The sequence below is a fragment of the Streptomyces sp. PSU-S4-23 genome (genome assembly GCF_055632315.1).
The window spans coordinates 6329705-6351850 of the sequence record NZ_JBVMUU010000002.1; the positions used below are offsets into that span (position 1 = coordinate 6329705).

At 72.2% G+C, this 22146-nt stretch carries 21 protein-coding genes; 11 read left to right on the forward strand and 10 right to left on the reverse strand.

The window, feature by feature from the left end:
* Positions 1-21 precede the first annotated feature (21 nt).
* Positions 22-1230, reverse strand: a complete 1209-nt coding sequence (locus tag ACZ79I_RS28925) for a PP2C family protein-serine/threonine phosphatase (RefSeq protein WP_471500888.1) — start codon at positions 1228-1230, stop codon at positions 22-24.
* A gap of 1102 nt (positions 1231-2332) precedes the next feature.
* Here ACZ79I_RS28925 and rlmN point away from each other — a divergent pair.
* The 4 genes from rlmN (at position 2333) to ACZ79I_RS28945 (ending at position 7418) form a co-directional block, all read left to right on the forward strand.
* The gene (gene rlmN / locus ACZ79I_RS28930; RefSeq protein WP_471500890.1) at positions 2333-3439 is read left to right on the forward strand and encodes a dual-specificity RNA methyltransferase RlmN; all 1107 of its coding nucleotides are present in this window, start codon (positions 2333-2335) and stop codon (positions 3437-3439) included.
* A 213-nt stretch (positions 3440-3652) separates the two neighbouring features.
* On the forward strand, positions 3653-4744 hold the full coding sequence (locus tag ACZ79I_RS28935) for a thiamine ABC transporter substrate-binding protein (protein WP_471500892.1): 1092 nt from the start codon (positions 3653-3655) through the stop codon (positions 4742-4744).
* On the forward strand, positions 4720-6384 hold the full coding sequence (locus ACZ79I_RS28940; protein WP_471500894.1) for an ABC transporter permease: 1665 nt from the start codon (positions 4720-4722) through the stop codon (positions 6382-6384). Before ACZ79I_RS28935 ends, ACZ79I_RS28940 begins: the two co-directional genes overlap by 25 nt.
* 2 nt (positions 6385-6386) lie before the next feature.
* Positions 6387-7418, forward strand: a complete 1032-nt coding sequence (locus ACZ79I_RS28945) for an ABC transporter ATP-binding protein (RefSeq protein ID WP_471500896.1) — start codon at positions 6387-6389, stop codon at positions 7416-7418.
* A gap of 66 nt (positions 7419-7484) precedes the next feature.
* Here ACZ79I_RS28945 and ACZ79I_RS28950 read toward each other — a convergent pair whose 3' ends face one another.
* The 6 genes from ACZ79I_RS28950 to ACZ79I_RS28975 form a co-directional block, all read right to left on the reverse strand.
* Positions 7485-8150: an LAETG motif-containing sortase-dependent surface protein gene (locus ACZ79I_RS28950; protein WP_471500898.1), complete on the reverse strand. Its 666-nt coding sequence runs from the start codon at positions 8148-8150 to the stop codon at positions 7485-7487.
* A gap of 234 nt (positions 8151-8384) precedes the next feature.
* Positions 8385-8792, reverse strand: a complete 408-nt coding sequence (locus ACZ79I_RS28955; RefSeq protein WP_471500900.1) for a VOC family protein — start codon at positions 8790-8792, stop codon at positions 8385-8387.
* A 149-nt stretch (positions 8793-8941) separates the two neighbouring features.
* Entirely contained in the window at positions 8942-10213 is a 1272-nt protein-coding gene (locus tag ACZ79I_RS28960; RefSeq protein WP_471500902.1) for a hypothetical protein, read from the reverse strand.
* On the reverse strand, positions 10195-10932 hold the full coding sequence (locus tag ACZ79I_RS28965; RefSeq protein WP_471500904.1) for an ABC transporter ATP-binding protein: 738 nt from the start codon (positions 10930-10932) through the stop codon (positions 10195-10197). The genes ACZ79I_RS28960 and ACZ79I_RS28965 overlap by 19 nt, the downstream gene beginning before the upstream one ends.
* 254 nt (positions 10933-11186) lie before the next feature.
* A complete protein-coding gene (locus ACZ79I_RS28970) occupies positions 11187-12569 on the reverse strand; it encodes an aspartate aminotransferase family protein (protein WP_471500906.1) in 1383 nt (460 codons plus the stop codon).
* On the reverse strand, positions 12554-13072 hold the full coding sequence (locus ACZ79I_RS28975; protein ID WP_471500908.1) for an Lrp/AsnC family transcriptional regulator: 519 nt from the start codon (positions 13070-13072) through the stop codon (positions 12554-12556). The genes ACZ79I_RS28970 and ACZ79I_RS28975 overlap by 16 nt, the downstream gene beginning before the upstream one ends.
* A gap of 171 nt (positions 13073-13243) precedes the next feature.
* Between ACZ79I_RS28975 and ACZ79I_RS28980 the strand changes: the two genes are divergently transcribed.
* The 3 genes from ACZ79I_RS28980 (at position 13244) to ACZ79I_RS28990 (ending at position 16475) form a co-directional block, all read left to right on the forward strand.
* Entirely contained in the window at positions 13244-14683 is a 1440-nt protein-coding gene (locus ACZ79I_RS28980; protein WP_471500910.1) for a gamma-aminobutyraldehyde dehydrogenase, read from the forward strand.
* 200 nt (positions 14684-14883) lie between these two features.
* Positions 14884-16074: a polyamine ABC transporter substrate-binding protein gene (locus ACZ79I_RS28985; protein ID WP_471500912.1), complete on the forward strand. Its 1191-nt coding sequence runs from the start codon at positions 14884-14886 to the stop codon at positions 16072-16074.
* Positions 16050-16475 carry a Mu transposase domain-containing protein gene (locus tag ACZ79I_RS28990; protein WP_471500914.1) on the forward strand — a complete coding sequence of 142 codons (426 nt, stop codon included), beginning with the start codon at positions 16050-16052 and terminating at the stop codon, positions 16473-16475. The genes ACZ79I_RS28985 and ACZ79I_RS28990 overlap by 25 nt, the downstream gene beginning before the upstream one ends.
* A 4-nt stretch (positions 16476-16479) precedes the next feature.
* On the opposite strand, the gene ACZ79I_RS28995 is transcribed toward ACZ79I_RS28990, so the two are convergent.
* Positions 16480-17163, reverse strand: a complete 684-nt coding sequence (locus ACZ79I_RS28995) for a TetR/AcrR family transcriptional regulator (RefSeq protein ID WP_471500916.1) — start codon at positions 17161-17163, stop codon at positions 16480-16482.
* A gap of 92 nt (positions 17164-17255) precedes the next feature.
* Here ACZ79I_RS28995 and ACZ79I_RS29000 point away from each other — a divergent pair, with 92 nt between their 5' ends.
* From ACZ79I_RS29000 to ACZ79I_RS29015, 4 genes are all read left to right on the forward strand, one after another.
* On the forward strand, positions 17256-17942 hold the full coding sequence (locus tag ACZ79I_RS29000) for a class I SAM-dependent methyltransferase (protein WP_471500918.1): 687 nt from the start codon (positions 17256-17258) through the stop codon (positions 17940-17942).
* A gap of 36 nt (positions 17943-17978) precedes the next feature.
* Positions 17979-18404, forward strand: coding sequence for a hypothetical protein (locus ACZ79I_RS29005; RefSeq protein ID WP_471500920.1), 426 nt, complete (start codon positions 17979-17981; stop codon positions 18402-18404).
* Between the two features lie 120 nt (positions 18405-18524).
* The gene (locus ACZ79I_RS29010; protein ID WP_471500922.1) at positions 18525-19640 is read left to right on the forward strand and encodes a PLP-dependent cysteine synthase family protein; all 1116 of its coding nucleotides are present in this window, start codon (positions 18525-18527) and stop codon (positions 19638-19640) included.
* Positions 19637-20890, forward strand: a complete 1254-nt coding sequence (locus tag ACZ79I_RS29015) for an MFS transporter (protein ID WP_471500924.1) — start codon at positions 19637-19639, stop codon at positions 20888-20890. The genes ACZ79I_RS29010 and ACZ79I_RS29015 overlap by 4 nt, the downstream gene beginning before the upstream one ends.
* Before the next feature lie 59 nt (positions 20891-20949).
* Here ACZ79I_RS29015 and ACZ79I_RS29020 read toward each other — a convergent pair whose 3' ends face one another.
* Positions 20950-21594, reverse strand: coding sequence for a DUF305 domain-containing protein (locus ACZ79I_RS29020; protein WP_471500927.1), 645 nt, complete (start codon positions 21592-21594; stop codon positions 20950-20952).
* Between the two features lie 86 nt (positions 21595-21680).
* Entirely contained in the window at positions 21681-22079 is a 399-nt protein-coding gene (locus ACZ79I_RS29025) for a DUF6153 family protein (protein ID WP_471500929.1), read from the reverse strand.
* Positions 22080-22146: the final 67 nt, after the last annotated feature.

Genomic DNA, 22146 nt, shown 5'->3' on the forward strand with positions numbered 1-22146 from the left:
CCGCCGGGTCGGCCGGTCCGGTCAGCTTGTCCTGCGCACGTCCGCCGGGCCCTCGGCCCGCGAGCTGGGACGGACCGGGGACGGGGGGCGCTGGACGGCCACCATGGCCACGTCGTCGGTGAGCCGGGCGCCCACGTACTCGCGCAGGTCGTCGTGCACGGCGGCGAGGAGGGCGTCCGGCGCCAGGGCGGTCCAGCGCGTCAGCCTGTCCTCGAGCGGATAGAAGGCGCCGTCCGGGCCGCGGGCCTCGGTCACGCCGTCGGTGTAGAGCAGCAGGGTGGCGCCCGGAGGGAAGTCGACCGTGTCCACCGGCACCTCCCCACGGATGAGGTCGCCGAGGCCCAGCGGTGGCACCGCCACCGTCGGATACAGGACGGTGACGTTCCCCTCGTGGGCGAGCAGGGGCGGCGGGTGTCCCAGGTTCGCCAGGCGGAGGGGCCCGGTGTCCGGCAGGTCCAGCACGACCGCCGTGACGAACGCCTCCTCCTCGAACGGGCCGTTCAGGGGCCGGCTTCCGGCCGCCGCGGCGGACAGCTCCTGGATGTCATGGCGGAAGGCTGTCTCCAGCTCGTGCACCACTTCCGGCACCGTGTGGCCCTGGCGGACCGACTGCCGGAAGGTGTTCAGCACACAGCTGACCATCTCCAGCGAGGCCAGCCCCTTGCCCTGCACGTCGCCGAGCAGGATCCTCGCGGAGGTCCCGCCGCGGGCGAAGGCGTACAGGTCCCCGCCGATGGCGGCCTCCTCGTCCGCCGCCAGGTACAGGGAGGCGACGTCGAAGCGGCCGACCCGGTGCGGCAGCGGATGCAGCAGGACCCGCTGGGTCACCTCGGCCACCCAGCGGGACTGGGCCAGCTGCCGCTCCTTGTGCAGCCGTACGGCGCTGGCGGCCAGCGCGGCCGCGCTGACCAGCACGATGGTGGCGATCTGCACCGGGACGAAGTACGACCCCCCCAGCTGCCGGCCCACCACGTCGGCCACCCACACACACGGCAGCGTCACCGCGATCACGATCAGCACGCCGACAGGAGTGCAGAAGACGGCCGCGAGGGCGGGCGCCGCCACCATCAGGGAACCGAAGCGGATGACGGGTGGCGTCAGCACGTCCACGACCAGCAGGATCACCGGCAGGAGCGACACCAGCAGCCCGACGGTCACGGGGTGGCGCCAGATACCGGCGCGCGACACCCGGCCGACGAGGTCCGGCACCCCGATCACCTCCACGTTCACGCCCTGGCGACCCCGGCTGCCCTGGCGTCGGCCCTGTGATGCGGCTTTTATCACAATATGCCCGGTAATGGGCCGGGAGTACCCGCGTGCGTGTCTGCGACACCGGGAGGACCGTGCCCAAGCCCGGAGAACCGGCAGCAGCCGGGCAGCAACACGCCCGCTGCCGGCGGGTCCGGCGGCGCGGATAGGGGCCTGGGGCGGGTCGCTGGGCCGCCTCTGGGCGTCAGGCTCGCGCGGGACCGGCAGAAGCACCCGATCCACGGCCTTCCCACCCGATCCGCGGGCCAGCGCAAGGGGGCATGATCACTCGCGCCAAAGCAGCTCCAGCCCAAAGCCGCCCGGCCGACCTGCGTGGGCTGCTCCGGGGTGCCAGGGGCACCAGGGCCTGTCCAGCGGATCATGCCAGTCACCGCGGGCGGTAGGGGCACCGGCGGCGCACCAGTACGGGCAAGGGCCGGAAGGGGGCTTGCTGGTCGTGTGACCTCCGTGGCCTACTACGCCGGATCGATGGGGCTGACCTGCATCACCGTCGATGCCTTGACCGGTCCGCAGGTCACCTTGCCGCCGTCAGCGTCTGCGGTTGTCAGTGCGTCAGGCGGTGTGCCCGACGTGGCCACGGCATCACATCCCGCATGTGCCGCCACCACCGCACCACCACCGGCGTGTCTGCCGTGTGGTCGACGCTCGGCACGTGCTGCCAGTCCGACAGCGGGGCGAGTGGTGTTCCTTCGGGGGAGTGCTTCCGGGGCACGTCGGGCATGGCTCCTCCCAGGGCCGGTACGTACCGCAGTTCTTGCGCAGGTCGTTGTCCGACCGAGTCGTGGGGCTGGACTTGAAGCTGGCCACGCCCTTCATGGACCCTAAGGAACCGACATGGACCATCCCGAACGCTTTGTGCATGAGGTGTACGGATTCGGTCACCCCCGGAGGGCCGTGAGCTGCATCGGCCGAGAGGGGCCTGGTGGGACGGGTCACCGCTCGACGGGATCTTCCCGCCATCCGGTGATGAGGTAGCACTCGGCGACCGGTGACGACCGCTAACGACAGCCGTAGCCGGCGGCAGCCCAGGTCACCCGACTGGATCTGCGACACTGATAACGCCATGCCTAAGCCCGGAGAACTGACCTTCACCGCGCCGCGCGGAGCCAAGAAGCCGCCGCGGCATCTCGCCGATCTCACGCCCGCCGAGCGCAAGGAGGCGGTCGCCGCGATCGGTGAGAAGCCCTTCCGCGCCAAGCAGCTCGCGCAGCACTACTTCGCGCGCTACGCACACGACCCCGCGCAGTGGACCGACATCCCGGCCTCCTCCCGTGCCAGGCTCCAGGAGGCGCTGCTGCCGGAGCTCATGACGGTCGTCCGGCATCTGTCGACCGACCGGGGCACGACCCGAAAGACGCTGTGGCGGCTGTTCGACGGCACGCTCGTCGAGTCCGTGCTGATGCGCTACCCCGACCGGGTCACCATGTGCATCAGCTCGCAGGCGGGCTGCGGCATGAACTGCCCCTTCTGCGCCACGGGGCAGGCCGGCCTCGACCGCAACCTGTCCACCGCCGAGATCGTGCACCAGATCGTGGACGGTATGCGGGCGCTGCGCGACGGCGAGATCCCGGGCGGTCCGGCGCGGCTGTCCAACATCGTCTTCATGGGCATGGGCGAGCCCCTCGCCAACTACCGGCGTGTCATCGGCGCCGTCCGCGCCCTCACCGACCCCGCGCCGGACGGGCTCGGGCTCTCACAGCGCGGGATCACCGTGTCGACGGTCGGACTGGTGCCGGCCATCCACCGCTTCGCCGACGAGGGCCTCAAGTGCCGCCTCGCCATCTCCCTGCACGCCCCGGACGACGAGCTGCGCGACACCCTCGTCCCCGTCAACACGCGGTGGAAGGTGCGCGAGGTGCTGGACGCCGGGCTGGAGTACACCGCCAGGTCCGGGCGGCGGCTGTCCATCGAGTACGCGCTGATCCGGGACATCAACGACCAGGCGTGGCGCGGCGATCTGCTCGGCCGGCTGCTCAAGGGCAAGCCCGTGCACGTCAATCTGATCCCGCTGAACCCCACGCCCGGCTCCCGGTGGACCGCCTCACGGCCCGAGGACGAGAAGGCGTTCGTCGAGGCGATCGCCGCCCACGGCGTGCCGGTGACCGTCCGGGACACCCGGGGCCAGGAGATCGACGGAGCGTGCGGGCAGCTGGCGGCCGGCGAGCGGTAGGGCGGTAGTCTGACCCCCGTAAGCACATCTTCATATTCCGACAGGGGAGCGCCACAGCGCTGAGAGTGCGGGAACGACCGCAGACCCTCTGAACCTCGCCCAGGTCATTCTGGGTAGGAAGTTCGGTCTCCATTCAGGCTGTTGCGCCCTGCCCGGGTTCCGTTCCGTGATCCCGGGCGGGGCCGCGTCTCTTCCTGGTCACCTCCAGGAGGAATGTCAGTGAGCATCATCGGCAGGCAGTTCGCGGCCGTGGTCGTCGGGCTGGGCATGGTCACGCTGTCCGCGTGCGGCTCGTCCGGTACCGCCGGCGGCAGCGGCGGCGACTCCAAGACCGTGACCCTCGTCAGTCACGACTCGTGGGCCGCCTCCAAGGGCGTCGTCTCGGCCTTCGAGAAGGAGTCCGGCTACCGCGTCAAGGTCCTCAAGGACGGCGACGCCGGCCAGGCCGTCAACAAGGCGATCCTCACCAAGGACAACCCGCAGGGCGACGTCTTCTTCGGCGTCGACAACACCCTGCTGTCGCGGGCGCTCGACAACGGGCTGTTCCAGCCCTACCGGGCCGAGGGCCTCGACCGGGTCGGCACGCAGTACCAGCTCGACCGGGACAAGCACCGGGTCACACCGGTCGACTTCGGGGACATCTGCGTCAACTACGACAAGAAGTACTTCGCCGACCACAGGCTGACCCCGCCCGCCTCCTTCGACGACCTCGCCAAGCCCGCGTACCGGAACCTGCTCGTCACCGAGAACGCCGCCACGTCCTCGCCCGGCCTCGGCTTCCTGCTCGGCACCGCCGCCCGGTACGGCGACCGGGGCTGGCCGGAGTACTGGAAGAAGCTCAAGGCCAACGGTGTGAAGGTGGTCGACGGCTGGGAGCAGGCGTACAACCAGGAGTTCTCGGGATCCGCCGGCGGCAGGAAGGCGGGCGGCGACCGGCCGCTCGTCGTCTCGTACGCCTCCTCCCCGCCCGCCGAGGTCGTCTACGCCCAGCCGCGCCCCAGGACGGCGCCGACGGGCGTCGCCGGCGGAACCTGCTTCCGGCAGATCGAGTTCGCGGGCCTGCTGAGCAACGCGCACAACACCAAGGGCGGCAAGGCGTTCATCGACTTCCTGATCGGCACGAGGTTCCAGCAGGACATGCCGCTCAACATGTTCGTGTACCCGGTGGTCCAGGGTGCCGCGGTGCCCGCCGAGTTCACCGCCTACGGGCCCGCGGCGAAGAACCCCGAGACCATGGCCCCGGCCGAGGTCGCCGCCCACCGCGACCAGTGGGTCAAGGCGTGGACGTCGCTCGTACTGAAGTAGCCCCGAAGCGACGGGGGAGCGCGGCGCGGCTGGGGCTCATGGCCCTGCCCGTCGCGTTCTTCGCGGTCTTCTTCGCCTACCCCGTCGCCGCGATCGTCGCCCGTGGCCTGCGCGTCGACGGGGTGTGGCACCCCGGCGCCGTCCTGGACGTCCTCGCGCAGCCGGGCATGCGGCACGTGCTGTGGTTCACCACCTGGCAGGCGCTCGCCTCGACCGTCCTCACGCTTCTCGTCGCGCTCCCCGGTGCCTACGTCTTCGCACGCTTCCACTTCCCGGGCAAGGAGGTGCTGCGCGCCGTCGTCACCGTCCCGTTCGTGCTGCCGACCGTCGTCGTCGGCACGGCCTTCCTGGCGCTCGTCGGCCGCGGCGGACTCCTCGACGACCTGTGGGGAATCCGGCTCGACACGACCGTGTGGGCCATTCTGCTCGCCCATGTCTTCTTCAACTACGCGGTCGTCGTCCGCACGGTCGGCGGGCTGTGGGCGCAGCTCGACCCGCACCAGGAGGAGGCAGCCCGTGTCCTCGGCGCCTCCCGGTTCGCTGCCTGGCGGCAGGTGACCCTGCCCGCGCTGGGCCCCGCCGTGGCCGCCGCAGCGCTGATGGTGTTCCTGTTCACCTTCACCTCGTTCGGCGTGGTGCAGATCCTCGGCGGCCCCTCCTTCTCCACGCTCGAGGTCGAGATCTACCGCCAGACCTCGGAGATCTTCGACCTGTCCACGGCCGCCGTGCTCACACTCGTCCAGTTCGCGGCGGTGGGCGCGATCCTCGTCGTGCACGCGTGGACCGTGCGCCGCCGGGAGAGCGCGCTGCGGCTGGTCGACGCCTCCCGCACGGCGCGCAGGCCGCGCGGGGCGGGCCAGTGGACGCTGCTCGCCTCGGTCCTCGTCACCGTGGGCGTGCTGCTGGTGCTGCCGCCGGCCGTCCTCGTCCTGCGGTCGCTCGACGCCCCCGGTCTCGGGTACTACCGGGCGCTGACCCGCACGGACGGCGGCACCTTCCTCGTCCCGCCCGTCGACGCGGTCGGCACCTCGCTGCGGTACGCCGTCGCCGCCACGCTCATCGCCGTGCTGATCGGGGGCCTGGCCGCCGCGGCCCTCGCCCGCAGGGACGCCGGGCGTCTGGTCCGCGGCCTCGACGCGCTGCTGATGCTGCCGCTCGGCGTGTCCGCCGTCACTGTCGGCTTCGGGTTCCTGATCGCCCTCGACCGGCCGCCACTGGACCTGCGCGGTTCATGGATCCTGGTGCCGCTCGCGCAGGCGCTGGTGGGCGCCCCCTTCGTCGTACGCACCATGCTGCCGGTACTGCGGGCCGTGGACGAGCGGCTGCGGGAGGCGGCGGCCGTGCTCGGGGCGTCGCCGTGGCGGGTGTGGCGGGAGGTCGACCTGCCGATCGTGCGGCGGGCGCTGCTGATCGCGGCGGGGTTCGCGTTCGCCGTGTCGCTGGGCGAGTTCGGGGCGACCGTCTTCATCGCGCGGCCCGGCGCCCCGACCCTGCCGGTGGCGGTGGCGCGTCTGCTCGCCCGGCCGGGTGATCTCAACTACGGCCAGGCCATGGCCCTCTCGACGATCCTGATGGTGGTGTGCGCGATGGCGCTGCTGGTCCTGGAACGGCTGCGCACGGACCGGGCGGGGGAGTGGTGACGATGCTCAGTCTCAACGGGGCGACCGTGCGCTTCGCGGGGCGCGCCGTCCTCGACGGAGTCGGCCTCGACGTCGCCGAGCACGAGGTGGTGTGTGTGCTCGGGCCGAGCGGCAGCGGCAAGTCGACGCTGCTGCGGACGGTGGCCGGACTGCAGCCCCTCGACGAGGGGCGGGTGATCCTGGACGGCCGGTCCCTGGACGGGGTGCCCGCGCACCGGCGCGGTGTCGGGCTGATGTTCCAGGACCACCAGTTGTTCCCGCAGCGCGATGTGGGCGGCAACGTGGCCTTCGGGCTCCGTATGCACGGCATGGCGCGCGCCGAACGGGACGCGCGCGTCGGCGAACTGCTGCGCCTGGTCGGGCTGCCGGGGGCCGCGCGCAGGGCCGTCGCCTCGCTCTCCGGTGGCGAACAGCAGCGCGTCGCGCTCGCCCGCGCCCTCGCGCCCCGGCCGCGGCTGCTCATGCTGGACGAGCCGCTGGGCCAGCTCGACCGGTCGCTGCGAGAGCGCCTGGTCGTCGAACTGCGCGATCTGTTCGAGCGGTTGGGCACCACGGTGCTGGCCGTCACCCACGACCAGGGCGAGGCGTTCGCGCTCGCCGACCGGGTCGTCGTGATGCGCGACGGACGGATCGCCCAGTCCGGTACGCCCCTTGAGGTGTGGCAGCGCCCCGCGGACGAGTTCGTGGCGCGGTTCCTCGGCTTCGACAACGTGGTGCCGGCGACCGTCTCCGGTCAGGCGGCGGACACGCCGTGGGGCAAGCTCCCGGTTCCGGAGGGTTCCCCGCAGGGGCCGGGCACGCTGCTCGTCCGGCCCGCCGGCGTACGGCTGGTGGACGCCGCCGAGGGCCTGCGCTGCACCGTGGCCACACGCACCTTCCGCGGCACCCATGTCACCGTGCGGCTGCTGCCCCGTCAGGCGCCGGATCTGGAGGCGGCGTGCGCCCTGCGGGAGGCGCCGGAGGCCGGGGACGAGGTCGGGGTGGTGTTCGAGGCGGCCGAGATCGTCGTGCTCCCACCCGGTGGAACGGGGTGACCCGGCAGCACAACGGCCCGCCCCGGTCAGGGGCGGGCCGTCGTGGTGGAGTGAACCGATGGGGCGTCAGTCGGCCTTCGCGGCGCCGCGACGGCGCATACCGAAGAACACCGCGCCACCGCCGATGACGACCAGGCCGCCGGCGATACCGGCGATCAGGGGCGTGCTGGAGCTCGCGCCGGTCTCGGCCAGGTTGGAGCTGCCGGCCGCGGGCGAGGGGGAGTTGTCCCCGGTGGTGGCGGGGGCCGTGCTGCCGGACGCCGACGGCGTCGTGGACGACGACGGAGTCTCCGACGGCTTCGGGGTCACCGAGGCCGACGGGGTGGTCTCGCTCTTGCACGCCTCGGACGGCGTGGTCAGGCCCGACTTGATGTCCGCGTCGACGATGTTGCCGGCCTTGATGTGGACGCGGTACTGCGCGTTCGGCGCCCAGTCCTCGGAGAACGTGACGGTCGCGCCCTCGCGGGTGCCGGTGACGGTCTGCTCGCCGACCTTCTTGGCGTCCGCGCCGTTCGACTCCAGGTAGACCGACACGGTCGCCTCCTTGCCGGAGGCGTCCTTGTCGGTGACGGTGATGGTGCCCTTCCCGTTGCCGTCGCAGGACGCGGCAGCCGAGAAGTCACGGATGTTGCAGGCGAGGGCGTTGCCGGCGGCACCGAGGGCGAGCGCTGCGGTGGCGGAGGCGATGCCGAGAATGCGCACCGAGCGTGCGGTGCGGGGAGATATGGTCACGATTGCCCTTCACGGGATGCGCAACTGCGGGGGGTGTCGGGACCGTTGCTGCAGCAACAGCGCAACAGCGTCCCCAGGAGAACCACAGGTCTATAAGCGTCGGCTAAGTGCTGTCAACGTCGATGTCCGGCATGACGGTCGCCTTTGCCTTCTCATTAACCGTGGCCGCGTTTGAACGCATTCCGGACGTGCCCTCAACCCCTCGCAGCCGCCGCGCCGTTCACCCGGGCGGGCTCAGCCCTCGACCGCCGCGGGGTCCATCCACACGACCTCCCAGGTGTGGCCGTCCAGGTCGTCGAACGCGCGGCCGTACATATGGCCGTGGTCCGTCGCCTCCCGGCTGCTCGTGCCGCCCGCCGCGATCGCCTTGCCGACCAGTTCGTCGACCTTCTCCCGGCTCTCGGCGCTCAGACAGACGAGCACCTCACTGGTCTTGGTGGCGTCCGCGATCTCCTTGGCCGTGAAGTCGGCGTAGCGCTGCCGGCTCAGCAGCATCGCGATGATCGTGTCGCTGATGACGACACAGGCGCAGTCGTCCGTGGTGAACTGCGGGTTGAGCGAGTAGCCCAGCTCCGTGAAGAACTTCTTCGAGGCGTCGACGTCGGCGACCGGAAGGTTCACGAAGATCATCTGCTGGTACATGAGCGGTCTCTCCCAGGGTGTGACGGGTCGTACGCGGGTGCCGTACGCGGATGCCGTACGCAGGGATGGACCGCGTGGCGCCGCGGAACTCATCGGTGGGGTGAGAACTTCTTCCGGCCGCCGGATCCCCGGTCTTCGCGCGGGAGCGGTCAGCCCCCGATCGGCACGGCCGCCAGTTCGGCGACCACCCAGGTCAGGGGGGCGAACACCGCGACGAGCACGCCCGCGCGCAGCAGCGCCGCGGTGCGCAGCACCGTCGCCGGCGCTCCCAGCCGTACCAGCGCCGCGGCCGTGTCGGCGCGCGCCTGCCGAGCCTCGACGGCCGCCGTGGCCAGTGTGGCGAGCGTGCAGCCCGTCACGAGCACCGCGCCCAGCGTGGTGAGCGGCCCGAAGGACGGGCGCGCGTCGGCGTACACCGACATCGCGTAGGTCCCCGACGCCACGGCGCACACCACGCCGAGCGGCCGCCCGATCCGCCGCGCGTCCTCCTGCAGGCCGCGCCCGGCCAGCAGGCGCAGCGCACCCGGACGCACCGCCTGCAGCAGCCCGCCGCACAGATAGGCGACCGCGGGCGCGGCCAGCGCCAGCCCCAGCGCGGTCAGCGCCCAGCCCGCCGACACCCCTACCTGTCCGCTCAGGAGCCCGTCGGCCAACCGGGGGGCCGGATTCGGACGGCTCGCGTGCGTCTGCACGGCGAGCCCGGCGGCCAGCGCGGCCACGCCCCAGGGCAGGCCGCCCGGAGCGGGCCGGGACACGGCCGGCGGATCCGGTACCCGTACCTCGTCCGGGCCGGTGGGCGCTGCCTCCGGGGTGCCGTCACCTTCGGGGGCGGTCCGCGCTGCGTCCGGGGTGCCGTCACCGTCGCGGGCGGTCCGCGCTCCGGCGCGCCGCACGGCCGGGCGCGGCCGTCCGTTCCCGGGGCGCAGGACCAGCGCGACGGCCGCGGACGCCGCCATCGGCACCAGCGCGAGCAGCGTGAGCGCCGCGGGCAGCGGCAGCGGCCGGTCCGCGGCGAGGAACTCCGCACGGGCACCGTCGAACGGCATGCCCCGCAGGTCGCCCCGCAGGTGCAGGAAGACCAGCAGCGCCAGCAGCGAGCCGAGCAGCGTCGACAGGGCCGTGGTCACCGCGGAGAAGACCATCAGCCGGGCCGGTCCGAGTCCGATCGCCGCGAGGCCGGAGCGCGGACGGGTGCCCGGATCGGTACGGGCGACCGCGACCGCGAAGTACACCGTGGCGGCCAGGGGCGCGGCGCACCAGGCCAGCCGCAGCGCCGAGCCGCCCGGTGCCTCGGGGTGCCCCATCGCGTACCCGAGCGTGCACAGCAGCAGGAAGCCCGTGCCCGCCGAGGCCGCTGCGACCAGGAGCCGGCGGAGCTGGACGAGGGGGTGGGCCCCCCGGGCTAGGCGGAGAGCGAGCACGCGGCCCGGCCTTCCGCCTCGGCCGCCGGGGGCAGGTGCACGGTGGTGACGCGCCGTCCGTCGAGCAGGGACACCGTGCGGTCGGCCAGGGCCGCCTCCTCCGCGTGGTGCGTGGCGAGGACGACCGTGATGCCGTGCGAGCGGGCCGCCGTGGTGAGGGTGCGCAGCACCTGTGCCCCCTCGCCCCGGTGCAGCGCGGCGGTGGGCTCGTCCGCGAAGAGCACGGTCGGACAGGCGGCGAGCGCCCGCGCGACGGCGACCCGCTGGCGCTCGGCCTGGACGAGCCGGTGCGGGCGGGTGCGGGCGCGCTCGCCGATGTCGAGGCGCTCCAGCCACTCCATCGCGGCGGCCTTGGCCCGCCGGCGGCTCGTGCCGCGCAGCATCAGCGGAAGGGCGGCGTTCTCCCAGGCGTTCAGCCCGGGCACGAGCAGGGGCGTCGTGTCGATCCAGCCGAAGCGGTCGCGCCGCAGTCGTTCGCGGGCCGGCGGGCTCAAGGTGTGCACCGGTGTGCTGTTGAACCAGACCTCGCCCTCCTGGGCCGGGAGCAGCCCCGCGAGGCACTGCAGAAGGGTCGTCTTGCCGCTGCCCCGGGGGCCCGTGACGGCCAGGATCTCACTCTCGCGCACCTCCAGCGAGACGCCGCAGAGAGCGGGTGAGCCGTTGTGCTGGAAGTGCAGGGCGCGTGCCCAGAGCACGTCGTTGTCCGGCGGGGCCACCATCGCGTACACCTCGGTTCGGTTCCGTTGGCCCGTGCGGTCCCCGTGCGGGGGAGCCGTTCGGGGGACGAAGGCAGGGCCGATCACTCGCTGTCACGCTAGGCAGCGCGCGCCGCGAGCCCGGACAGCGAACGGCCCCGGACCGCCGTTTCTCACTCGAACGGTCGGCACGGGGCCGTTTCTGATCATCCGGAAGGCAGACCGGAACAGACCGGAACCGCCGGCGCCCGCCGTCCGGAGCCGGAGGGCCTGCCGGCTCAGAGCTTCGTCCACGCCTCCGTCAGCGTCGCGCGCAGGATCGACTCGATCTCGTCGAACGTCCGCTGGTCGGAGATCAGCGGCGGGGCGAGCTGGACGACCGGGTCGCCGCGGTCGTCGGCACGGCAGTACAGGCCGTTGTCGAACAGGGCCTTGGAGAGGAAGCCGTACAGGACGCGCTCGGTCTCCTCCTCGTTGAAGGTCTCCTTGGTCGCCTTGTCCTTGACCAGCTCGATGCCGTAGAAGAAGCCGTTGCCGCGGACGTCGCCGACGATCGGCAGGTCGTGCAGCTTCTGCAGGGTGGCGAAGAACGCGGACTCGTTGTCGAGCACGTGCTGGTTGAGGCCCTCGCGCTCGAAGATGTCGAGGTTCGCGAGGCCCACCGCGGCGGACACCGGGTGGCCGCCGAAGGTGTAGCCGTGCAGGAAGGTGTTGTCGCCCCGGTAGAACGGCTCGGCCAGGCGGTCGGAGACGATGCACGCGCCGATCGGGGAGTAGCCCGACGTCATGCCCTTGGCGCAGGTGATCATGTCCGGGACGTAGTCGAACTTGTCGCAGGCGAACATCGTGCCCAGACGGCCGAAGGCGCAGATGACCTCGTCCGACACGAGCAGCACGTCGTGCCGGTCGCAGATCTCGCGCACCCGCTGGAAGTAGCCGGGCGGCGGTGGGAAGCAGCCGCCCGCGTTCTGCACCGGCTCCAGGAAGACCGCGGCCACGGTGTCCGGGCCCTCGAAGAGGATCTGCTGCTCGATCTGGTCGGCGGCCCAGCGGCCGAACGCCTCCGGGTCGTCGCCGAAGACCGGGGCGCGGTAGATGTTGGTGTTCGGGACCTTGTGGGCGCCCGGCACCAGGGGTTCGAACGGGGCCTTCAGGGCCGGCAGGCCGGTGATGGACAGGGCGCCCTGCGGGGTGCCGTGGTAGGCGACCGCGCGGGATATGACCTTGTGCTTGGTGGGCTTGCCGACCAGCTTGAAGTACTGCTTGGCGAGCTTCCAGGCGGTCTCGACCGCCTCACCGCCGCCGGTGGTGAAGAAGACCTTGTTCAGATCGCCCGGCGCGTAGTCGGCGAGGCGCTCCGCCAGCTCGACCGCCTTGGGGTGGGCGTAGGACCACACGGGGAAGAACGCCAGCTCCTGCGCCTGCTTCAGCGCCGTCTCGGCCAGCTCGGTGCGGCCGTGGCCCACCTGGGTCACGAACAGACCGGACAGACCGTCGATGTAGCGCTTGCCCTTGTCGTCGTAAATGGAGACGCCCTCGCCCCGGACGATGGTGGGAACGGGCGCGTTCTCGTACGAGGACATGCGGGTGAAGTGCATCCACAGGTGGTCGTACGCGGTCTTGCTGAGGTCGTTGGTACTCACGGCTATCGGGTTCCCCACATGTAGGTCTGCTTCTTGAGCTTGAGATAGACGAAGCTCTCGGTGGAGCGCACTCCGGGGAGGGCCCGGATGCCCTTGCTGATGACGTCCAGCAGGTGGTCGTCGTCCTCGCAGACGATCTCCACCATCAGGTCGAACGAGCCTGCGGTCATCACCACGTACTCGCATTCGGACATGGCGGCCAGCGCGTCGGCGACCGGCTCCACCTCGCCCTCGACGTTGATGCCGACCATCGCCTGCCGGCGGAAGCCCACGGTGAGCGGGTCCGTGACGGCGACGATCTGCATCACGCCCTGGTCGAGCAGCTTCTGGACGCGCTGGCGCACGGCCGCCTCGGAGAGGCCGACCGCCTTGCCGATCGCGGCGTACGGCCGGCGGCCGTCCTCCTGGAGCTGCTCGATGATGGCGAGGGAGACGGCGTCCAACTGGGGGGTGCCGCCGCTCCTGGACTCGCGGGAGTCCTTCTGGTCTGCACTTCGACTGGCCACGACCTCACTGTGCACGACGTCTCGGCAGTTTCGCAAGGCTCGATCGATGAAATTCGTTGTCTCTGTGCACGAACCCTGCGGATTTCGTAGCTTCAATGCGAGCGGGGGTGTTGAAAACGTGGGGCCACACACTAGGGTGGGTGTCTCAGCGATTGGACACCCGAAACTGAGCTTGGAGGGCCCGCAGTGAGCACCGAGCTGCGTCGTCTGCGCAACTACATCGACGGCGAATTCCGTGACGCCGCCGACGGACGGACCACCGAGGTGGTCAACCCCGCGACCGGCGAGGCGTACGCGACCGCGCCGCTGTCCGGGCAGGCGGACGTCGACGCCGCGATGGCGGCCGCCGCTGCGGCCTTCCCGGCCTGGCGGAACACCACGCCCGCCGAGCGCCAGAAGGCCCTCCTCAAGATCGCCGACGCGTTCGAGGAGCGGGCCGAGGAGCTGATCGCGGCCGAGGTCGAGAACACGGGCAAGCCGGCCGGGCTGACCCGGTCGGAGGAGATCCCGCCGATGGTCGACCAGATCCGCTTCTTCGCGGGCGCGGCCCGCATGCTCGAGGGCCGTTCGGCCGGCGAGTACATGGAGGGGATGACCTCCATGATCCGCCGCGAGCCCGTGGGCGTCTGCGCCCAGGTGGCGCCGTGGAACTACCCGATGATGATGGCGGTGTGGAAGTTCGCCCCGGCGATCGCGGCGGGCAACACGGTCGTCCTGAAGCCGTCGGACACCACGCCGGCGTCCACGGTCCTGATCGCCGACATCATCGGCGCGATCCTGCCCAAGGGCGTCTTCAACGTCATCTGCGGCGACCGCGAGACGGGCCGCATGATGGTCGAGCACCCGACCCCGGCGATGGCCTCCATCACCGGCTCGGTCCGGGCCGGCATGCAGGTCGCCGAGTCCGCCTCCAAGGACGTCAAGCGCGTCCACCTGGAGCTGGGCGGCAAGGCGCCGGTCGTCGTCTTCGAGGATACCGACATCGCCAAGGCCGTCGAGGACATCTCGGTGGCCGGCTTCTTCAACGCGGGCCAGGACTGCACGGCCGCCTGCCGGGTCCTGGTCCACGAGTCCATCCACGACGAGTTCGTGGCCGCGCTCGCCAAGGCCGCCACCGAGACGAAGACCGGCCTGCCGGACGACGAGGACGTGCTGTACGGGCCGCTCAACAACCCGAACCAGCTGGCGCAGGTCTCCGGCTTCATCGAGCGCCTGCCCGCGCACGCCAAGGTCGAGGCCGGCGGCCACCGGGTCGGCGACAAGGGCTACTTCTACGCGCCGACCGTCGTCTCGGGCCTCAAGCAGGACGACGAGATCATCCAGAACGAGGTCTTCGGGCCGGTCATCACCGTCCAGTCCTTCACGGACGAGGCACAGGCCATCGAGTACGCGAACGGTGTCGAGTACGCCCTCGCCTCCTCGGTGTGGACGAAGGACCACGCGCGCGCCATGCGCCTGTCCAAGGTCCTCGACTTCGGCTGCGTGTGGATCAACACGCACATCCCGCTGGTGGCGGAGATGCCGCACGGCGGGTTCAAGCAGTCCGGCTACGGCAAGGACCTGTCGGCGTACGGCTTCGAGGACTACACGCGGATCAAGCACGTGATGACGTCGCTGGACGCGTAGGCGCCACTGCCTCATGAACGCGGCCCCGGGCGGGAGTTCCCCGTCCGGGGCCGCGCTGTCCGGCCGCGCGGAGGCGGACCCGACCCCTTCGCCGGGAGCGTGACGGCGGGCGTCCGGGCGACAGGGTGTCCGGTTCCCGCGGGTCGGCTTGACGTGCTGTCCATTGTCCGGCCGCGGACACGCACGGGATGCTGCCAGGCATGCCCCGGACACCGAAGGCGCCCGCTCCCTCCCGCCGTTCGCTGCTGCGCGCCCTCGGCTCGGCAGCGGTACCGGGCGTGCTCGCCGGCTGTGGCGTGCCCGCCGCGTACGTGGCACCCGGCGACCGGGCCGGAGCCGATCTGTCGGCCCACGACAAGCGGTTGACCTGGGCCAACTGGCCTCTGTACATCGACACGGACGACAAGAACCCGAATCGGCGTCCGACCCTGGAAGCGTTCGAGAAGCGCACCGGCATCGAGGTCGACTACATCGAGGAGATCAACGACAACGACGAGTTCTTCGGCAAGATCAGCCCGGCTCTGATGAACCATCAGCGGCCCGGCCGCGATCTGATCGTCATGAGTGACTGGATGTGCGCGCGCTTCGTCCGCCTGGGCTGGGTGCAGAGGATGGACCGCCCCCGGCAGCCGAACGTGACGCGGTACCTCGATCCGCTGCTGCGGGCGCCCGCCTTCGACCCGGGCCGCATATTCACGGTGCCGTGGCAGTCCGGCATCACGGGCATCGCGTACAACCGCCGCAGGGTCGGCCGCGAGATCCGGCACATCTCGGACCTCTGGGCCGACGACCTCAAGGGGCGCGTCACCCTGCTGTCCGGTCTGGACGAGGCGTTCGCGCTGCTGATGCAGGGCAACGGCGTGGACATCACGCAGTGGACCGCGGACGACTTCCACACGGTCTGCGACCAGGTCGAGCGACACGTGCGCGACGGCCGGATACGGCGGTTCACCGGCAACGACTACACCAAGGACCTGGTCAGCGGCGACGTGCTGGCCTGCCAGGCGTACTCGGGTGATGTGATCCAGCTCCAGGCGGACGACCCCGACATCCGCTTCGTCGTGCCCGAGGAGGGCGCCGAACTGTGGTCGGACTCGCTGATGATCCCCGACCAGGCCCGTCACAAGGCGAACGCCGAGCGGCTGATCGATCACTACTACGAGCCGGAGGTCGCCGCGAGGCTCGCCGCCTGGGTGAACTACGTCTGCCCCGTCCCGGCGGCCAGGGACGTCCTGGCCGCGGACAAGGACGCGGACACCGCCGCCCTCGCCGACAACCCGCTGATCTTCCCGGACGCGCGGCTGCGGCGGCGCCTGGCGATCGCCCGGGACATCACGTCCACGGAGCGGGTGGAGTTCGCGAAGCGGTGGAACGCGATCGTGGGGTTGTAGGTTCGTCGCCGGTTTCGACGGGCTGGTGGAAGACACCGCTGCGGCTGCCGCGGGATCACTGGGTTCGCCTGGACACCTGCGACTGCTCGGTCCATCCGCTGGCTGTCGGCCGCCGCATCGAGGTCGCCGCCGACCCGGACCAGGTCCTGGTGACCTGCGACGGGGTGGAGGTCGCCCGTAACCCTTCGGCCGCTGGGGCGAGGTCTTCGGCGACGACACCGTCGCCACTCAGCACTGGGCTACCGCACCCCGATCGAGTACGAACTACTCTCCGAACAAGACACCATCCCCGCCGCCAGTTGGCCATCGCAGCTGGAACCCCAACCGTGGGGCAGGTCAGCCCAGGTCGCGAACGTTACGTGGTGCCAACTGCCGATCGTGGTCATATTTCCGGCGCGTGACCCGTCAGCCGGTGCCCGTTGCCCGGTGATCCCCCGTCAGCAGCGCACGCAGCGTCAGCTCGGTCAGCCGGCCCTCCACCGCCGCCGCATCCGGTACGACCGCGGCGCGGAACCCCCGGCCGGCCAGCAGGGAGACGAGCCACCAGGCCCCCGCCTCGGGGGAGACGTCGGCCCGCACGTCCCCGTCGGCCTGGCCGCGGTGCAGCAGATCCGCGAGGGCCCCGGCGAAGTGCCGGTGCACACGGCGTGCGGCCTCGTTGAGGGCCGGGTCGCCGGCCAGGGCGGCGGCGTCCGCGAAGAGGAAGCCGTGGGCGCCGGGCTGGTGGAAGCGCTCCATGTGGGCCGGGTCCAGGAAGACGGCGAGGACCTCGGGGACCGGGCGTCCGGCCTCGGCGGCCCGGACGAGGAGCGTGGTCACCGCGTTCGCAGCGTGGTCGAGGGCGGCCTGGTAAAGGGCGGACTTCGAGCCGAAGTTCTGGAAGACCACCGGCTCCGTGACCCCGACGCGGCGCGCGATGTCGGACACCTTTCCGCGCTGGTAACCGACCTCGGAGAACACCTCGACCGCCGCCGCCAGGATCGACGCGCGGCGCTCGGCGGCCGGCAGCCGGGTGCGAGGGCGGGCCCGGCCGCGGTTCCCGGCCCGGGCGTCGGACATGTGCTCGGCGGGCGTCTCGGACTCGGTCACGTGGTCATCGTAATGCCCCTTGCCAGCTTTCTTAGTCAGGACTAAGTTGTTGGCGTGTACTTAGTCGCCACTAAGTTGAGGAGTGAGTGGTCATGTCTCTGGGGCGCCTGATGCAGGGCCGGCCGCGAACCGACACCGACGGCGCGACGATCGCGACCCCCCGTGCGTACGAGCTGTGCGGTGCGGTCTGCTTCGCCGGCAGGCGCCGTCGCGCCTTCACCCGCCTCGCCGAACTCAGCGGCGCCGAGGCGGGTGACCGCGTCCTGGACGTGGGATGCGGCACCGGCTTCCTCACGCGCCGGATGGCCGCCCGGGTCGGGCCCTCGGGCGCGGTGACCGGCGTCGACGCCTCCCCGCCCGTCCTGGCCTACGCCCGCCGCAGGCGCGGCGGCCGGAACAGCGCTCCCTGTACCTACCGGGAGGGGATCGCCGAGAACCTCGACCTGCCCGACGGCTCGTTCGACACCGTCGTCACCAGCCTGATGCTGCATCACCTGCCCGAGGCCGCACGGCCCGTGGCGCTGCGCGAGATGTGCCGCGTCCTGCGGCCGGGCGGACGGCTCCTGGTCGTCGAGTTCCGGCCGCCGGCGAGCGGGCTCGGCCGGCGCCTGGTGCACGGGGGAGTGGGCCACACCATGGCCCACAACCGGGTCGACCTGCTGGACGGGCTCGTCCGCGACGCGGGCTTCGAGCTGCGGGGCGGCGGGGATGTGAGGCCCTGGCTGACCTATGTGCAGGCCGTGCACCCCGCGGCGCAGGACGCCGCGAGGCGCGGCTGACATCGCGCAGCGTGACCGATCACCTACGATGCGTCTGTGACGGGTGTGCGGACGGGGGCACGGAACCCCGGGCGACGAGGCCGTACCGGCCTGCTCCTGGGCCTCGTCGTGCTGATCACCGCCCATCTCGCGGGCGCCGTCCACTCCTCGTCCTTCACCGGGCTGCCCATGACCGCCGTGGCCGCCGGCTGTTCCGCGGCCGGCGGGGACACCGATCACGGGCTCACATCGGCGCCCGGCCACGACCACAAGGCCGACGGGCACCTCGATCACGCGGCGGACCGGCCCCGGGAGGCCGTCCACGGCGCGGTCGCAGGAGCCGGCGACGAGCCTCCGGCCGCTGTGCCGTCGCCGACCGCGGGGCCGGGGGAGGCATACGCTGCCCGGGCCCGCCCGCCCGGCACCGCCCCGGTGCCGCACGGCTCCGGGACCTTCGTGCTCCACTGCGTCTGGCGTCAGTAGGCGCCGTCCGCACGCTCCGGCCTCGCCCGTACCGGGTGGCCGGGGCGTGCGGGCGCGCCCGCCGACCCACGACGACCGCACCCGCCCGTACCGGACGTGGTGCGAAGGAGACGTACCCCCATGCACCTCTCCCTGCTCGAACCCCTGGGGGCGCACGCCCCGCTCCCCGTGATCGCCCGCCGTCCCGCCCAGCTCGTGGGCAACACCCCTGTCCTGTGGATCGACGAACCCTTCGCCCCGCCCGGCCATGGCTTCCACGCCAAGCTGGAGGGCGCCAACCCCGGCGGCATCAAGGACCGCCCCGGCCTGCACATGGTCGCCGAGGCACGGCAGCGCGGCGACCTCGCGCCGGGCGCGCCCATCGTGGAGTCCTCAAGCGGCACCCTCGGCCTCGGGCTCGCCCTGGCCGGGCTGACATACGGTCACCCGGTCACGGTCGTCACCGACCCCGGCATGGAACCCTCCGTGGTGCGCCTGCTCACCGCCCTCGGCGCCCGCGTCGACCAGGTCGCGGCCCCGCATCCGGAGGGCGGCTGGCAGGAGGCCCGCCGCGCACGTGTGGCCGAGTGGCTCAGCCGCACTCCGGGCGCGTACTGCCCGGACCAGTACCACAACCCCGACAACGCGGCCGCCTACCGGCCCCTCGCCGCCGAACTCGTCGCCCAGCTCGGACGCATCGACGTCCTGGTGGCGGCCGTCGGCACCGGCGGCCACTCGGCCGGTGTCGCCGCCGGGCTGCGCGAGTCGCTCCCCGGGCTGAGGCTCATCGGCGTGGACGCGGTCGGCTCGGCCATCTTCGGGCAGCCCGCCGGGCCCCGGCTGATGCGTGGGCTCGGCTCCAGCATCCACCCCGGGAACGTGGACTACGCCGCCTTCGCCGAGGTCCACTGGGTGGCTCCGGCCGAGGCGGTGTGGGCGTGCCGCCGGCTGGCCCGGCATCATTACGCGTCCGGCGGCTGGAGCGTCGGAGCGGTCGCGCTCGTGGCCGGATGGGCCGCCCGGACCATGCCGGCCGGCACCCGGATCGTCGCGGTCTTCCCCGACGGCCCGCACCGCTACCTGGAGACCGTCTACAACGACGCCTGGTGCCGCGAGCACGGGTTCCTCGGCCGTGTACCGGCGGAGGAACCCGACGAGATCGCCGAGCCCGACGCCCGCGCGGTCACCCGCTGGACCCGGTGCGGCCGGGTCCGTGACCCGCTGGGCCGCGACCTGGCGAAGGCGGGTGCCCGATGAGGGGCCTGCGGGCCCAGGTGGCCTCCTTCGACCGGCCGGTACGGCTGTTGATGGCCAACCAGTTCGCCATCAACCTCGGCTTCTACATGCTCATGCCCTACCTGGCCGACCACCTCGCCCACGGCCTCGGCCTCGCGGCCTGGGCGGTCGGCCTGGTCCTCGGCGTGCGCAACCTCTCCCAGCAGGGCATGTTCCTCATCGGCGGCACCCTCGCCGACCGCTACGGCTGCAAGCCGATGATCCTCACCGGCTGCGCGATGCGCACCCTCGCCTTCGGGCTGCTCGCGGTGGCCGGCTCCCTGCCCGCCCTGATCCTCGCCTCGGCGCTGACGGGTCTGGCAGGGGCGCTGTTCAACCCGGCCGTCCGCGCCTACCTCGCCGCCGCGGCGGGCGAGGAGCGCCGCGTCGAAGCCTTCGCCGCCTTCAACGTCTTCTACCAGGCCGGGATCCTCGTCGGGCCGCTGGCCGGACTCGCCCTGCTGGCCTGGGACTTCAGCGCGGTGTGCACCGTCGCGGCACTCGTCTTCGCGGTCCTGGCCCTGCTCCAGGCCCGCGCCCTGCCCGCGACCGCCGCGGTGAACCGGAGCACCGGGCCCGCCTGGCGCGCGGTCGCCGCCGACTGGCGCACGATCGCCGCCGACCGGCCCTTCCTGCTGTTCGCCGCCGCGATGACCGGCTCCTACGTCCTCGCCTTCCAGGTCTACCTCGCCCTGCCGCTGAGAGGCCGCGAACTCTTCGGCGCACAGACGGGGCCGGTCACCAGCGCGGTCTTCGCCGTCTCCGCGCTCGCCGCGCTGTCGGGCCAGCTGAAGCTGACCGCATGGGCGAAGCGGACCCTGGCCGGTCCGCAGGCCATCGCGTACGGCCTCGTGGTGATGGGGGCGGCGTTCCTGCCGCTGCTGCCCCGCCCGTACCCCGGCGTCCCCGGCCGCGCCGCGAGCCTCCTCGCGCTCCTGCTGTGCGCCTCCCTGCTGGCCTGGGGCGGGGCGCTGCTCTACCCGTTCGAGATGGACACCGTCGTACGTCTCTCCGGCGACCGGCTCGTCGCGACGTACTACGGCGCCTACAACACGGCCTCCGGCATCGCGGTCTCACTGGGGAACCTCGCCGTCGGCGCCCTGTTCGACACCGGGATCCGATGGCTGCCGTGGGCGGCGCTGGCCGCCACCGGTGGGGTCTGCGCGGGGGTCGTCGCGGGACTGCACCGCGCGGGCCACCTGGCGCCCGGGCCGGTTCCGGTGCCGGGGTGAGACGGGCGGCCCGGCCCGGCGGAGGCCCCGCGGACTCCGCCGGGCCGGGCCGGTCGCCGTCAGCCCTTGCCGAGCAGCTTGTCCATCTCGGTGATCTCGGCGGTCTGCGCGGAGACGATCCCGCCGGCCAAGGAGGTGGCGGGCCCGTACGTGCCCTTGTCCTTCTCGGCGGTGGCCATCTCGATCGCGCCCTTGTGGTGCTCGACCATCATCGTCAGGAACATGGTGTCGAAGTCCTTGCCGGACGCCTTCTTCAGCCGGTCCATGTCCTGGGCGGTCATCATGCCGGGCATGCCCGAGTGGCCGGAGTGGTCCATGCCGGGCATGGACCCCATGGTGTCGTCGGACGCCGGCACGTCCTCTCCCCAGGACTTCAGCCAGCCCGTCATGGTCGTGATCTCCGGGTCCTGCGCCTTCTCGATACGCGAGGCGAGGTCCTTGACCTGGGCGGAGGAGGCCCGGCCGGCGGCGAGCCCCGCCATCTCCACGGCCTGCCGGTGGTGCGGGATCATGCCCTGCGCGAAGGACACGTCCTGGGTGTTGTGCGCTCCGGCGCTCGCGCCGGTGCCCGTGGACGACGACGCCGAGCCGTTGCCGGAGCGGTCGCCGCCGCCGTCGCCGCCACAGGCGGCGAGCACCACCGTGGCGGTGGCGGTGGCCGCGACCAGGGCTGCGCGGCGGATGAGGACACGTGAAACGGTCATGCTGGAACTCCTGCGGTGGGAAAGGGAAGAGGATCCGGGCGTGCGTCGGCGCCGGGCCGGGTCGTGACCCGGTGCCGTGGCGGCCTCTAGATCCGCAGGAGTTGGAGTTCGGCCAGAGACGGTGGCGCGCGTCCGCCGTCCGGGTTCGCGGCCGGGTGCGGGCACAGGACGTCGGCGTGCGCGGGACGGGCCGTCGGGTCGGGCGTGAGCGCGGGCGTCTTCGGGCCCCCGCCGACGGCGGCCGCCGCGCAGGTGGTGTCCGCGTGCTGGACATGGGTTCGGCCGCAGTGCCCGTCGGCGCAGTCGCACTCCACTGCCGCCTCCGCCGCGGCCGGCGCGGGCCGGGCATGAGCGTGGTGCGGGGTGACGCCTCCGGGGGCCAGGGCGTGCATGCCCAGGAGCCCGGCCAGCAGGCCCAGCACGAGCAGCGCCGTCCACCGCGGCACGGGCGGTCGCGGTGGCTGGTGCTGCTCGTGGCTCTGCATCGGGATCATCCTAGGCGGCACGGGGGCCCGGTGTCGGTGCCCCTGATGCATACGGCCGGGGCCGGGA